Here is a 14,151-nt window from a genome sequence, read left to right on the forward strand (position 1 = left end):
GAGCGCGCCGCACGACGTCATGATCCCCCAACCCCAGCTGCTGCCGGGAAAGGAGCTCGGGCATTACGAGCTCCTCCTGCCGATCGCGCAGGGGGGGATGGCCACGGTGTGGGCCGCGCGCCGCAAGGGCCATCGCGGCTTCCAGAAGACGGTCGCCATCAAGACGATGCTGCCGTCGCTCTCGGAGGACGCCCAGTTCGAGTCGATGTTCCTCGAGGAGGCGAGGCTCGCCTCGGGGATCCATCACCCGAACGTCGCCGAGATCCTCGACCTGGGGGAGCAGGGCGACGTCCTCTACATCGTGATGGAGTGGGTCGACGGCGAGGCGCTGTCGGTCATCGCGCGGGCGGCCAACAAGAGCGGGGTGGCGATCCCGCTGCGCATCGCGCTCCGCGTCCTGAGCCGCGCTTGCCTCGGCTTGCACGCCGCCCACGAGCTCCGCGACCCGCAGAACGACGATCAGCTGCTCGGGCTCGTGCACCGCGACGTGTCGCCCCAGAACATCCTCGTGACGTACGACGGCCACGTGAAGCTCGTGGACTTCGGCGTCGCCAAGGCGACCAACCGCTCCGGCAACGACACGACCGCGGGCCAGATCAAGGGCAAGGTCCCGTACATGTCCCCGGAGCAGGCGCGGGGCGAGCGGGTCGATCGGCGCACCGACATCTTCGCGATGGGCATCGTGCTCTACAAGCTCACGACGGGGGATCATCCGTTCACCGCGGAGAACGATCTCCTCACGCTGCAGCACATCACCTCGCGGCCAGCGCTGTCGCCCCGCCTGAAGAACCCGGATTACCCCGCCGACCTGGATCACGTGCTGATGACGTGCCTCCAGAAGGACCCGGACAAGCGGTACCAGACGATGCTCGAGCTGGAGGGCGCGCTCGAGGCCGTGCTGGCGAAGGAGCCGACGGTGACGGACCACGACGTCGGGGCGTTCGTGCGCGGGCTCCTCGGAGAGCGCAACCAGCGCCGGCGCGCCGCGCTGCGCGACACGGTCCGGATGCTCGACGAGCGCGCGTCGCACCCGCCCGAGGTGATGCTCGTTCGCGACAGCATCAGCGAGCTCTTCTTCACGCAGCTCCCCCCTGGCCATCCGAACGCACAGCTCCCCACGGTCCGCGCGAGCGCGCCCTCGCTCACGCAGCCGGCGCTGCTGCCCGAGGCGCTGCCGCAGAGCTCGCCTGGCCAGGAGACGCCGCTCGGCCCGATCGAGGTCCCCGCGGCGCGGAGTCGCTCGGGGACGCTGGCGGCAGCCGCGGCGCTCGCGCTCGTCACGGCGCTCGGCGCGGGCGTGGTGTGGCTCCGGCAGCGGCCCGCGCCGCAGCCGATCGCGCCCGAGCAGGCCGCGGTGGTCGACCGCAGCGCGGGCGCCGCGGCGGCTGCCGCCCCAGCGTCGGCCAGCACCGCCGCGATCCTGGTCGACAGCGACGAGATCGGCGCCGTACCGGCCCGCGACCCGATCGACGCCGCCGGTCCCGAGGAGCGCGGGACCGGCGCTCCGAGCCAGGCGGCCAAGGGCGCGCCGGCGGCCGCCGGCCCCGCGGCGCCGAGCGCGGCGGCCGCCGGCCCCGCGGCGCCGAGCGCGGCGGCCGCTGGATCCAGCGCCGCGAGCGCGCGCAAAGCCACCCCGAGCAAGCCTCCTTCGACGCGGTGGGTGCCGACCGTCACCGATCCCGGGTTTTGAGCGGCCGAAGGACGCGGCAGCTCCGCGACGCGCTCGTCCTGGCGGCGAGCCTCGGCGTCATGGGCGGCGTGCTGCTGCTCCGCCGGAGCCGGGAGCCCAGCGCGTCGCCGGTCCCGGCTCCGGCGAGCGCGCCCGCAGAGCCGTCGCCGCTGCCCAGGGGCGGCGAGCCGGAGCGGATCGCGCTCGAGGAGCGCGAAGCGCAGGCGGGCTGCGACTTCGCCGACCACGGCTTCGGCGGCTACGAGCGCTGGCGCCCCCTCCCGCTGGGCAGGCTCCTCGTCCCGCCGGCGCGCGCGATCTCGGCGGACGGCGGCTACGATCTGCTCGTCCACTTTCACGGCGCAGAGGCCATCCGAAAGGTGCTGGCTCCGAGGGACATGGAGCTGGTCATCGCCGGGATCGACCTGGGGACCCGCTCCAGCGACTACGCGCGCGCCCTCGAGGGCGGCGGCTGGGACGCGCTGCTCCAGGCGATCGACCGCGAGGTCGGCGCCGCGACCGGGATCGCGGGCGGGCGCGCGCGCCGCCTCATGCTGTCGTCCTGGAGCGCGGGATCGGGCGCGATCGGCAGGGTCGTCGAGCGCGGGACCAGCCACGTGGACGCCTTGATCCTGCTCGACTCGCTCTATGCCTCTTACATGCCGGGGCAGACGTCGCTCGTGCAGGGTCAGCTCGCGCCGTACGTCGCCCTCGCGAACGCCGCCGCGCGCGGCGCGCCGGTCTTCTACCTGACGCACACCGAGATCCCGACGAGCGGCTACGCGTCGACGAAAGAGGTGGCCACCTTCCTGCTGAGCGAGCTCGGCGCGAGCTCCATCGCGGTGACCTCCAGCGGCGACGGCGCGCCGCCCAGAGCGCCCGGCCTCGGCGCCGAGGGAGCGGGAGACGCGCTGCGGCTCACGCGGATGTACGACGGGGGCAGCCTCTACGTGCGCGGCTACGCCGGCTCGGGCCCCGGCGAACACTGCGCGCAGCTGCGGCTGCTCCCCGCGATCCTGGCGGAGCGCGTGCTGCCCGCGCTCGGCCGCTGAGGCGCCGCTGCTCCGACGATGCGCGCGCCGACCTGCCCGCAAAGGCGGGCGCGCCGGCGACGCCGCGCGCGCCCGGTGAGCCGGCGGCTGCCGCTGCTCAGTACGACCTCGCGAACACCACGCGCCGCGGGCTGGGCTTGCCCGTGAAGATGCACGTCCCCTCGCCGGTCAGCGCGTCGGCCCACGGCGCCCCTTCGAACCCGCCGGTCGGGATGCAGCGGATGGTCACCTTGTGCGCGTCCTTCACCGCCGCCTCGACCTCCGGATCGCCGGACCAGTGCGCCAGCGCGAAGCCGCCCGGCGCCTCCTTGCCCCCCTTCGACCCGAAGAACGCGTCGAAATCGGCGCGGCTGTCGATCACGTGCGTGTTCGCGTCGCGCATCGCGAGCGCGCGCGCGTAGAGCGTCGCCTGGATGTCGGCGAGGATCTCCGTGATGCGCCCCGTGAGCTCCGCGCGCGCCATGCTCGCCTTGTCCTTCGGCGAGCGATCCCTGCGCATGACCATGGCCACGCCGCCGTCGACGTCGCGCGGCCCGATCTCGATCCGCAGGGGGACGCCCTTCTTCACCCACTCCCACTGCTTCTCGCCGCCGCGGATGTCGCGCCGGTCGATCTCGACCTCGACGCGCCGCTCGCCGAAGCGCTGCGCCCGGAGCTCCTTCGCGAGCCCATCGATGTACTCGTCGATCTTGGCGCGCGTGTCGTCGCCCCGGTACACCGGCAGGATCACGACGTGGGCCGGCGCGAGGCGAGGCGGGAGCACCAGGCCGTCGTCGTCGCTGTGGGTCATGATCAGGCCGCCGACGAGCCGCGTCGACACGCCCCAGGACGTCGTCCAGGCGTACTCCTCGGTCTCCTCCTTGGTCTGGAACTTGATGCCGCTCGCCTTGGCGAAGTTCTGGCCCAGGAAGTGGCTCGTCCCGGCCTGCAGGGCCTTGCGATCCTGCATCATCGCCTCGATGGCGTAGGTGTCGACCGCGCCGGGGAAGCGCTCGCTCGCCGTCTTCGGACCCTCGAGGACGGGCATGGCCATGAAGTCGCGCGCGAACGTGGCGTAGACGCCGAGCATGCGCAGCGTCTCCTCGCGCGCCTCGGCCTCGCTCGCGTGCGCGGTGTGCCCCTCCTGCCACAGGAACTCCGCCGTCCGCAGGAACAGGCGCGTCCGCAGCTCCCAGCGCACGACGTTCGCCCACTGGTTGATCAGCAGCGGCAGATCCCGGTAGCTCTGGACCCAGCTCGCGAACGCCGCGCCGATGATGGTCTCGGACGTGGGGCGCACGATGAGCGGCTCCTCCAGCCGGGCCTGGGGGTCGGGGATGAGCCCGCCGCCGGGGCCGGGCACGAGCCGGTGGTGGGTGACCACCGCGCACTCCTTCGCGAACCCCTCGACGTGCTCCGCCTCCTTCTCGAGGAACGACTTCGGGATGAACAGCGGGAAGTAGGCGTTCTTGTGCCCGGTCGCCTTGAACATGCTGTCGAGCTCGCGCTGGATGTTCTCCCAGATCGCGTAGCCCCACGGCTTGATGACCATGCAGCCGCGGACCGGGGAGCTCTCCGCGAGGTCGGCCGCGCGCACGACCTGCTGGTACCACTCGGGGTAGTCCTCGTTGCGCGTGGGCGTGATGGCGGTCTTCGGCGCTTCGTTCTTGGCCACGGTCTCTGCTCTCCTCGATTCCTCGATGGGCGGCTTCGCGGCGGCCCTGGACCTGGCCGCGCTCGTCCCGCAGCGGGCGGTCGGCTGGCGCCTGCCGCGCTCCGGGCTGAGCGCGCGACGTATCAGGAGCGCGGCAGGGTGTCGAGCGCAGCGGTCCTGCCCCGGAGCCGAGCGGCCTCCCCGCGGGGCGGCCCCGCGCCCGCCCCCCCCGGCGGCCGCGCGCCCGGCCGGCTTCGCGGCGGCGCGCGGCCATGGTACGCGCAGGAGAACGACGTGAGATACGCCATCCTCACGCACGGCGGGGTGTCCGCGCCGCAAGACGGCGCGGACAGCTGCGCCAGGGCCGCCGACGAGGCGCTCGGCGCGCTCGACGCGGGCGGAGAGGCGCTCGCGGCGGCCATCGCTGCGACCGCGCGCCTGGAAGACGACCCGCGCCTCAACGCCGGGACGGGCTCGAACCTCCGCCTCGACGGGCGCACGATCGAGATGGACGCGGCCGTGATGGCCAGCGACGGGCGGTTCGGCGCCGTCGCGTGCGTCGAGCGGGTGAAGAACCCCGTCTTGGTCGCGGCGAAGGTGATGGAGACGCCCCACCTGATCCTCGCCGGCGCGGGCGCGACCGCGTTCGCGCGCCGGCTCGGGTTCGCCGACCACGATCCGGCCACCGAGGCGGCGCGCGAGAGGCACGGCCGCGCCCTCGCCGCGCTGCGCGGCGAGGGGGGCGACGGCGACTCCACGAACGACGCGGCGCGGTTCCACGCGCTCACGGCGAAGCGGTTCTGGAACTTCGACGCCGAGCCGATCGAGTGCGACACGGTCGGGGCCGTCGTTCGCGACGCGCACGGCCGCTTCGCCGCCGCGGCGTCGACGGGCGGGTCGACCTTCTCGCTCCGCGGCCGCGTCGGGGACGTGCCGCTGATGGGCGCGGGGATCTACGCCGGCCCGCACGGGGCGGTGGCGGCGACCGGGGTCGGCGAGGAGATCGCGCGCCGCCTCCTCGCGCGGACGGTCTACGACTGGCTCGCCGACGGCGTCGCGCCCGCCCGCGCCGCGCAGCGCGGCGTCGCGATGTTCCCGGACGTGATCGCCGTCGGCCTGCTCGTGGTGGGGCGGAGCGGCCAGGCGATCGCCTCGAACCGCACCATGCCGAGCGCGCAGCTCGTGGGCTGAGGAGCCGCAGACGACGATGCAGAGCGGAGACCCTGATGTGATCGTGGTGGGCGCGGGACCGAACGGCCTCACCGCGGCGGCGTACCTCGCCCGCGCGGGCCTGTCGGTGCTCGTGCTCGAGGCCGAACAGGAGCCGGGCGGCGCCGTGCGCACGCGCGAGGTGACGCTCCCGGGGTTCCGCCACGATCTCGGCGCGGCGTTCTTCCCCTTCGGGCAGACGAGCCCCGCGCTGCTGCCGCTCGACCTGCCGGGGGCCGGCCTCGTCTGGCGGCACGCGCCGATCGACAGCGCCCACCCGGCGCCCGACGGGACCTGCGCCTCGATCGCGCGGGACGTCGAGGCGACGGCGAGGTCGCTCGGCGAGGACGGCCCCACGTGGCGCCGGATCGCGCGCTGGCACGCCGCCACGGTCGAGCGGCTGCTCAAGGCGCTCCTGTCCACGCCGCCCGCCCTCGGGGCGCTGCTCCGCTTCGGGCCCCTCAACCTGCTCCGCCTCGCGCAGGTGGCCCTCTCGAGCGGCCGCGGCTTCTCGACGCGCACGTTCCGGACCGAGGCGGCCCGGCGCGTCGTCCCCGGCCTCGCCCTCCACACCGACGTGGGCCCCGAGGACCCCTGCGGCGCGATCGTCGGCTTCATGCTCACCCTGCTCGCCTCGAGCGGCGGCTTCGCGGTGCCCGAGGGCGGCGCCGGCTCGATCACGCGCGCCTTGCTCCGGCGCATCGAGGAGCGCGGCGGCAGCCTCCGCTGCGGCGCCCGGGTCGAGCAGATCATCGCCAGGCAGGGCCGGGCCGTCGCGGTCCGGCTCGCGGACGGCGAGGAGATCGGCGCCCGCCGCGCCATCGTCGCCGACCTCGCGGCGCCGACGCTCTACCTGCGCCTGCTCGCGCCCGAGCTCGTCCCCGCCCGGGTCCAGCGCGCCATGCGCCGGTTCCGCCAGGGGTTCGGCACCTTCAAGATGGACTGGGCGCTCGACGGCCCGGCGCCGTGGTCCCACGAGGACGCCGCGCGCGCCGCGGTCGTGCACGCGGGCGACAGCCTCGAGGACCTCGCCGAGTTCACGCGCCAGGTGCGCGCCGGCGTCCTCCCCGAGCACCCCTACCTCGTCATCGGGCAGCAGTCGCTGGTCGATCCGACCCGCGCGCCGGCCGGGCGCCACACCCTGTATGCCTACTCGCGCGTCCCCTCCTCCATCGACGGGGGCTGGGCCGCCTCGCGCGAGCGCTTCGCCGATCGCATCGAGGCCCGGATCGAGGAGCTCGCCCCCGGCTTCCGGCGGCGGATCCTCGCGCGGAAGATCTGGGCGCCCGACGACCTCGAGGCGATGAACGCGAACCTCATCGGCGGCGACCTCGGCGGAGGCTCGGCCGACATCCGGAATCAGCTCATCTTCCGGCCGGTGTTCCCCTACTTCCGCTACCGGACGCCGGTCCGCGGCCTCTACCTGGGCTCGTCGTACGCGCACCCCGGCGCCGGGGTCCACGGCGCGTGCGGGCACAACGCCGCGCTGGCCGTGCTGGAGGACGAAGGCTGAGCCGCCGGGGCTCCGCTCGCGCGCGCCCTACTTCGAGCGCGACGGCGGGCCGTCCCGGTAATCGGAGCGCTTCAGCCCGTGGGTGGTGATCTTCTCCTGGAGCGTGCGCAGCGGCATCCTGAGCCGCCGCGCCGCCATCGCCAGGTTGCCGTTCGTCGCGCGGAGGGCCTCGAGGATGATCTCGGTCTCCAGCCGGTCCATCTGCGCCTTGAGCCCGATCATCGGCCCCGTGCTGGTTGGCGCGATCTCGACGAGCGGCCGGTCCGGCGGCGGCGGCGTGGAGAGCCGGCGCGCCGCGAGGGCGTTGATGCTCTCCGGCAGGTCGAGCGGGGTGATGACGCTGCCCCGCGCGATGACGACGGCGCGCTCGATCGCGCTGCGCAGCTCGCGCACGTTGCCGGGCCAGGGGTACTGCTCCAGGAGCGCGAGCGTCTCGGGATCGATCGAGCGCACGTTGCGGCGGTGCGCCTCGTTCGCCTGCCGGAGGAACCGCTGGGCCAGCGGCCCGATGTCCTCGCGCCGCTCGCAGAGCGGCGGGATGCGCAGCGGCACCGCGTTGAGCCGGTAGAGCAGGTCCGAGCGGAACGTGCCCGCCTCGCACAGCGCCTCGAGATCGCGGTACGTGGTCGCGACGATCCGCACGTCGACCTCGATCTCCCTGGTCGACCCGATGCGGACGATGCGGCCGGTGTCGAGGAGGCGCAGCAGCGCGGCCTGGGAGGACGGCGGGAGATCGCCCACCTCGTCGAGCACCACGGTGCCGCCCGCGCACGCCTCGAAGACGCCCTCCTGCGCCTGGGCGGCGCCCGGGAGCGCGTCGGCCTCGTGGCCGAAGAGCGTGCTCTCCAGGAGCTGCGCGGGTACGCCGCTGCACCCGAGGTGGACCAGCTGCTTCTTGTGGCGCGGGCCGGCCTCGTGGATGAGCCGCGCGAGCACGTCCTTGCCGGTCCCCGTCTCGCCCTGGAGCAGCACGGGCGCCGACGAGCGCGCGAGGCGCATGGCGGTCTCGAGCACCGGCCGCATCGCGGGGCTGCGCATCACGAGCCCCTCGTCGCTGACCGCGCGCACGCCGCCCACGGGCGTCGGCCCGCCCATCAGGTTGTCGGCGCTCGGCAGGTGTCTCGGGGCCAGGGCGCGCGCGTCCAGCGCGTCGAGGTGGAGCACCGGCAGCTCCGCGCTCGCGATGACGCGCAGCGAGGCCGTGATCTCCCCGAGCACCACCTCGTCGCCGGGCTTCAGGATGCCCTGCTCCACGCGATGGCCGCTCAGGAAGGTGCCGTTCGTCGAGCCGAGGTCCTCGATGAGCACGTCGCCGCGCTGGAACGTGAAGCGCGCGTGGCGCCGCGACAGGCTGCGCTCCGGGATCGCGACGTCCGCGCTCGGATCGCGGCCCACGACGACCCCGACCCCCTCGTTCAGCCGCACCGTCTCGGCGCCGTGCCGGTGATAGATGATGAGCAGCACGTCCGGCTGCGTCCCGCGCTCGCGGCTCAGCTGGTTCAACGCGTCACGGACCTGCGACATCGCGATCGGATCCGTCACGCCCAGCTGCGAATCGAGCTGAGCCTCCTGCGCGTCGGGGTCTTCGGCCGGCGCGGAGCGCTGGGCGGCCGAGGCCTCGGCCGGCGACGCGTCGCCGCAGTGCCCCTCCTCGGGCGCGCCCGGCTCGCGGACGTCCGGCGACGGTAGACTCCTCGGAGCGGCCGGACGCGAGTGATTCATGCGTTCTCTCTCATGCGTGCCAGAGCAGCCCCCGGCGCCGGATGCTGGTCCGCGAGCCCTGCTCGCGATCATCCTTTATCCCATGACCATAAGCCGCAGGTAGGCCGGCGCGCAAGGCGCGAGCAGGCGATCGTCGGCACTCGTCGGCACTCGTCGGCGCCTCGGGCAGCCCCCCCCCCGCGGCCCCTCGGCGCGCGGATCCTGTGCCGCGCCGCGCGCGGCTCAGGCGCCGCGCGCGACCTGCTCACCGGGGATCGGCGTGCGCGCGGAGGGCGTGGGCGGATCGTCGGGGCGGCAGTGCGCGGCGAAGCGCGGGCACGGGGCGTCCTCGATCGGCGGCAGCTCCGCGTAGCCGCGGGCGCCGGCGATCTCGTTGAAGCAGCGGCCGAGCCAACCTGGAATCACGAGCGCGAAGGTGCGCGCGAGCCGCCTGGGATCGTCCAGGGTGCGCAGCATCGCGTGGTAGGTGACCTCGCCGTAGGTCGCCTTGAAGGCGGCCGCCTGCTCGGGGCGCGAGAGCCAGCTCATGACGCCGGCGCGATCCGCCTCCGGATGGAACTGGACCGCCTCGACCCCCGGCGCGACCTGCAGCCCGAGGATCGCCCGGCCCTTGGAGATGCCGTCGCGGCTCTCGCGGGCGAGGAGCTGGCCCCCGAGGCCGCCCAAGCGGCGCTCGTCGAGGTTCACCGCCTCCCAGTTGCGGTGCTCGAAGGCGAAGAGGCGATCGCCGAACGGAGACAGCAGCGGGTGCTGCTGGCCGACCGAGGTCGTGTAGATGGGCATGACGCCGAACTTGCGGTCGGCGCGCGGGACCACGTCGGCCAGCCGGTAATGGTGGACGACGAGCTCGAACGAGTAGCAGATCGCGAAGAGCGCCCGCCGGTCCGCGCCCCCCTGGATCGCCGACTCGACCACGCCGTCCAGGAGGCGCGCGTAGTCGAGCGTCCACGGCTCGCCCTCGCCGTCGAACGGAGAGCCGGGGCCGCCCGACGAGAGGTACAGATCACAGTCCGTGGGGATCGGCGCGTTGGTGTCCCGGGGCGACACCTCGACAACCTCGCAAGATACGCCCGGATTGTGCTTCTGGACACGTTCGAAGAAGGCTGCGGCAAGCCCGCGCAGGCAGCGCATCGCCTGGTTCACGTGGCCATTGTTCATGTCGACGATGCACAGCCGCAGCGGCCTCAGCGGCCCGATCGACCGGCCGTTCTCGACGGTATCTGTCCCTGCTGGCGTAGGTGGGAGCGGATTCGAGCTCATCGGAAGGTGGCAGAGTGCAAACGTAGGCCCCCGCGATTTCTACCCATATCACCCGGCAGACCTCGCGAAAAGAAAGGTTTTCTTCGTTACGCCGGTAGTCGCGCCGGTGTTCGCGGAGGGTCACGTGGGTTACTCGACGGTTACGTCGAGTCGAGGGACATCAAAAGTCCTTTCTCGGCCTCGGGTTCCTGAGGATCCTGTGTGTGATGAAAAAACAGAATGTACCGCCGCGTGATCCCCTGACCCGGCGGCATGTGCTGACGGGGCTCGGCGCGGCGCTCGGCGCCGCGACCTTCGGATGCAGCGCCACGGAGGGCGCGACGATGCTCGAGGACGCCGGCTCGAGCTCGGGCAGCTCGAGCGGGAACGACGGAGCCGGAGGAGCGGGCGGCGCTGGGGGAGCGGGCGGCGCTGGAGGAGCCAGCGACGGCGCCGGGGGAGCGGGCGGCGCGGGACCGGCGGGAGCTGGCGGCGCCGGCGGCGCTCCTGCGGATGGCTGCGTCGACACGGGGGGCCTGAGCCCCGCCGAGCTGCTCGCGCCGATCAGCACCATCGTCGTCCTGTGTATGGAGAACCGGTCGTTCGACCACTACCTCGGCTCGCTGCGGCTGAAGGAGGGCAGGCAGATCGACGGCCTGACAGGCAACGAGTCGAACCGGGCGCCGGACGGCGCGCTGGTCTCCCCCTTCCAGCTCGACAACTTCACGCCCGCCGACCCGCCGCACAGCTGGGACGCGGCCCACGCGCAGTGGAATCAAGGGATGAACGACGGGTTCGTCCTCGCCCACGCGGGGCCGGATCAGCGCGACGTGATGGGCTATCACGTGCGCGAGCACCTGCCGATCCTCTACGCGCTCGCCGACGTGTCGGCGATCTGCGAGCGCTGGTTCAGCTCGGTGCTCGGCCCGACCTGGCCCAACCGGTTCTTCCTGCACGGCGCCACGTCGAGGGGCGTCTCCAGGAACGTGCCGGTCACCCGCTTCACGAGCGTGTTCGAGCTGCTGAGCGACGCGGGGATCTCGAGCAGGAACTACTACCACGACGTGCCGTGGTGCTCGGGGGCGTACTTCAAGTTCAAGGGCGTCTCCGGGATCGAGCGCTTCTTCGAGGACGCGGCCGCGGGGCTCCTCCCCGCGTTCTCCGTCATCGATCCCCAGTTCTTCGGCGCCACCGCGAACGACGATCACCCCGACCACGACGTGCAGCTCGGACAGGTGCTCATGGCCAGCGTCTACAACGCGCTCGCGAGGAGCCCGCAGTGGGGCCGGTGCCTGCTCGTGATCACCTACGACGAGCACGGCGGCTTCTTCGACCACGTGCCGCCGCCCACGACCACCGACGACGATCCGCTGTTCTCGCAGCTCGGCTTCCGGGTCCCGTCGATCGTCGCGGGCCCGTTCGTCCGGAGGGGCTGCGCGGTGAGCACCGTGCTCGATCACGCGTCGGTCATCCGCACGCTCGAGGTGCGCTTCGAGCTCCCCAGGCTGAACGCGCGCTCCGGCGGGGCGAACGACCTGTCGTACTGCATCGACCCGGCGCTCCTCCGCGATCCCCAGGCGCCGATCGCCCTCCCCACGGTCGAGGTCTCCCTGTCGCGGCTGCGCTCGCGGACCGAGACCGGGATCTCCCAGCCGGAGCTGTGGGAGGCCGCGGAGCGCGGGGTCATCCCGCGGCACCTGGACCGCCGGCGCGAGGGGCCCGACGTCGCGCGGCGGGTGCTGGCGCACGCGGAGCGGCTCGGCGCCGCGAGGCTCCGGGACTGAGCCGCCGGCCGGCCGGCGCCGAGGTCGCCCGGGGGCGGGAGGTCTGATAGAAGCGGCGCCGTGCCGCCCGACCCCGATCCGCCCGCCGCCACGCCGGCAGGGACCGCGCCGGCGAGCGCCGCCCTTGGCGCCGCCGCGGCGGCCGGCGCGAGCCGGCCGGCCGCCGGACCCGAGGCGGCGCCCAGCGCGGCTCGATCGTCGGCGATGGTCACCGCGGGGATCATCCTCTCGCGCCTGGTCGGGCTGATCCGCCAGCGGGTGACGGCGCACTTCTTCGGCACCTCCGAGCTCGCCGACGTGATCGCGGCGGCGTTCCGCGCGGGGAACATCACCCAGAACCTCCTCGGCGAGGGGACGCTCTCCGCCACCTTCATCCCGGTCTACGCGCGCCTCCGCGCGGCGGGCGACGCGCGGCGCGCGGCGCACTTCGCGCTGTCCGCGCTCGGGCTCCTGCTCGTCGCCGCCGCGGCGGCGTCGCTCCTCGGCGTGCTCGCGGCGCCGTGGCTGTCCTTCCTGGTCGCCGCGGGCTTCGACGAGGACAAGCTCGCGAGCACGACGCGCGTCGTCCGGATCATCTTCCCGATGACCGGCCTCCTCGTGCTCTCGGCGTGGGGGCTCGGCGTGCTGAACGCGCACCGCCGGTTCTTCCTCCCCTACGCCGCGCCCGTCGCGTGGAGCGCCGCCCAGATCGCGGGGCTGCTCGCCTGCGGGGCGTGGCTCGGCATGCGCGGGGAGCCGCTCGCCGAGGCGCTCGCGTGGAGCGCGTTCGCCGGCGCGGCGCTGCAGCTTGCGCTGCTGCTCCCCTCGGCCCGCGCGCTGCTCGGCGGGCTCGCGCCGCGCCTCGACGCCAAGGACCCGAGCGTCCGGGAGGCGGCCGGGAAGCTGCCCGCCGCGCTGCTCGGCCGCGGGATCATCCAGGTCTCCGGGCTGGTCGACACGCTCCTCGTGAGCTTCCTCGGCGCCGGCGCGAACGCGGCCTTCAACTACGCGCAGACGATCTACCTCCTGCCGATGAGCATCCTCGGCACGGGCGAGGCCGCGGTGGCCCTGCCCGAGATGGCGCGCGACACGGCCGAGGCGGACGTCGCGCGGCGCAACGAGGCGCTGTCGCGCCGCCTCGGCGCCTCGCTCGCGCGGATCACGGTGCTGACCGCGCCGGCGACGGCCGTGTTCCTGGTGTTCGGGCGGGAGCTCATCACGCTGCTGCTGCAGACCGGGACCTTCGATCGGGCGTCGACGGCGCGTGTCGAGCCGCTCGTGGGCGCCTACGGGCTCGCGCTGCTCGGGAACGCCGCGGGGCGCGTGCTGATCACCGCCTCGTTCGCGCTGGGGGACACGAGGACGCCGGCGCGCTACGCGCTCTACCGCGTGCTCGTCAGCACCGCCGTCGCGCTCCTCCTGATGCGGCGGCTCGACGTGCTCGGCGTGGTGCTCGGCGCCGTGATCGCCGGGTGGGTCGAGGCGATCGCCCTCGCGCTCCGCGTGCGGCGCGCGATCGGCGGGCTCGGGCTGGATCAGATCCGGATCGGCCGCGTCGCCGCGCTCACGGCGGTCTCGGTCGGCTGCGGCGCGGCGCTCCGGGCGGCGCTGCCGGAGGCGATCGCCGCCACGCCGTGGGGCGCCGCGCTCATCCTCGCGGGCTGCGGCGGGGCCTTCGCGGTCGCGGCGCCCGCGCTCGGGCTCTTCAGCCTGCGATCCCTCCTGCGCAGGAGGTGAGCGCCCGCGGCGCCGCGCCCTCGCGGTGCCAGGCGACGTAGCGCTCGACGAACGCGCGCTGCGCGCGGCTCAGCGCGACGCGCGGCCGCTGCCGCTCGAGCAGGGCGATCGCCTCGCCGACCTCGAGGCCGCCGCGGGTGGCAAGATAACAGAGCGCGATCGTGACGCTCCGGCCGACGCCGCTCGCGCAGTGGACGTGGACGCGGTGGCCAGCGTCGAGGTGGCGCTCGAGGAACGCCACGCCGCGCGCGGCCTGCTCGAGCGTGGGGGCGCACATGTCCCAGCACGGGACGCGGAGGTACTCGACGCCCGCCGCGCGCAGCGCGAGCACCGGGTCGTAGAGCTCGCGCGACACGTTGATCACCGCGCGGACATCGAGGCGCCGGAGCTCGGCGACGTCGCCGGGGAGGAGGAAGCCGCCGATGAGGAGGTTCGGGCTCACCCACGTGCGCCACGGGTGCCGCGGTCGGAACGACGCGGCGGCGCGGCGCAGCGCCAGGAACGCATAGAAAACCGCGGCATAGGGCGCGAGCAGGAGAAACACCAGCGCGGGGCGGAGGCGCACGGGCATCTCATGGCGTCGGCGCGCGCGCGGCGCCAGCGGCCGGGCGGCG

At 74.1% G+C, this 14,151-nt stretch carries 10 protein-coding genes; 6 read left to right on the top strand and 4 right to left on the bottom strand.

From position 1 onward, the window contains the following. Positions 1–19 precede the first annotated feature (19 nt). Positions 20–1,690 (top strand): serine/threonine-protein kinase, encoded by a 1,671-nt coding sequence (locus tag NQZ70_RS23380; protein WP_129576176.1) that lies wholly within the window; start codon positions 20–22, stop codon positions 1,688–1,690. Then, positions 1,687–2,721, top strand: coding sequence for a hypothetical protein (locus NQZ70_RS23385; RefSeq protein ID WP_129576177.1), 1,035 nt, complete (start codon positions 1,687–1,689; stop codon positions 2,719–2,721). Before NQZ70_RS23380 ends, NQZ70_RS23385 begins: the two co-directional genes overlap by 4 nt. 97 nt (positions 2,722–2,818) lie before the next feature. On the opposite strand, the gene proS is transcribed toward NQZ70_RS23385, so the two are convergent. Beyond that, a complete protein-coding gene (gene proS / locus NQZ70_RS23390) occupies positions 2,819–4,375 on the bottom strand; it encodes a proline--tRNA ligase (RefSeq protein ID WP_129576178.1) in 1,557 nt (518 codons plus the stop codon). A 273-nt stretch (positions 4,376–4,648) separates the two neighbouring features. On the opposite strand from proS, the gene NQZ70_RS23395 reads away from it, so the two are divergent. Together NQZ70_RS23395 and NQZ70_RS23400 are read left to right on the top strand one after the other, a co-directional pair. Then, positions 4,649–5,545 carry an isoaspartyl peptidase/L-asparaginase gene (locus tag NQZ70_RS23395; RefSeq protein ID WP_129576179.1) on the top strand — a complete coding sequence of 299 codons (897 nt, stop codon included), beginning with the start codon at positions 4,649–4,651 and terminating at the stop codon, positions 5,543–5,545. Between the two features lie 16 nt (positions 5,546–5,561). Beyond that, a complete protein-coding gene (locus NQZ70_RS23400; protein ID WP_129576180.1) occupies positions 5,562–7,076 on the top strand; it encodes an NAD(P)/FAD-dependent oxidoreductase in 1,515 nt (504 codons plus the stop codon). A gap of 27 nt (positions 7,077–7,103) precedes the next feature. On the opposite strand, the gene NQZ70_RS23405 is transcribed toward NQZ70_RS23400, so the two are convergent. Together NQZ70_RS23405 and NQZ70_RS23410 are read right to left on the bottom strand one after the other, a co-directional pair. After that, positions 7,104–8,798 carry a sigma 54-interacting transcriptional regulator gene (locus NQZ70_RS23405; RefSeq protein WP_129576181.1) on the bottom strand — a complete coding sequence of 565 codons (1,695 nt, stop codon included), beginning with the start codon at positions 8,796–8,798 and terminating at the stop codon, positions 7,104–7,106. 222 nt (positions 8,799–9,020) lie between these two features. Next, positions 9,021–9,956, bottom strand: a complete 936-nt coding sequence (locus NQZ70_RS23410; RefSeq protein WP_237245544.1) for a hypothetical protein — start codon at positions 9,954–9,956, stop codon at positions 9,021–9,023. A 308-nt stretch (positions 9,957–10,264) separates the two neighbouring features. On the opposite strand from NQZ70_RS23410, the gene NQZ70_RS23415 reads away from it, so the two are divergent. Both NQZ70_RS23415 and murJ read left to right on the top strand, forming a co-directional pair. Continuing rightward, complete coding sequence (locus tag NQZ70_RS23415) at positions 10,265–11,821, top strand: alkaline phosphatase family protein (protein WP_129576183.1); 1,557 nt, start codon at positions 10,265–10,267, stop codon at positions 11,819–11,821. A 60-nt stretch (positions 11,822–11,881) separates the two neighbouring features. Next, positions 11,882–13,537 (top strand): murein biosynthesis integral membrane protein MurJ, encoded by a 1,656-nt coding sequence (gene murJ / locus NQZ70_RS23420; RefSeq protein ID WP_129576184.1) that lies wholly within the window; start codon positions 11,882–11,884, stop codon positions 13,535–13,537. Here the strand turns inward: murJ and NQZ70_RS23425 are convergent. After that, on the bottom strand, positions 13,506–14,108 hold the full coding sequence (locus NQZ70_RS23425; protein WP_129576185.1) for a dual specificity protein phosphatase family protein: 603 nt from the start codon (positions 14,106–14,108) through the stop codon (positions 13,506–13,508). The genes murJ and NQZ70_RS23425 overlap by 32 nt on opposite strands. Positions 14,109–14,151 lie beyond the last annotated feature (43 nt).

The organism is Sorangium sp. So ce836, from assembly GCF_028553905.1.
In the GTDB taxonomy this organism is placed as follows: Bacteria; Myxococcota_A; Polyangia; order Polyangiales; family Polyangiaceae; genus Sorangium; species Sorangium cellulosum_D.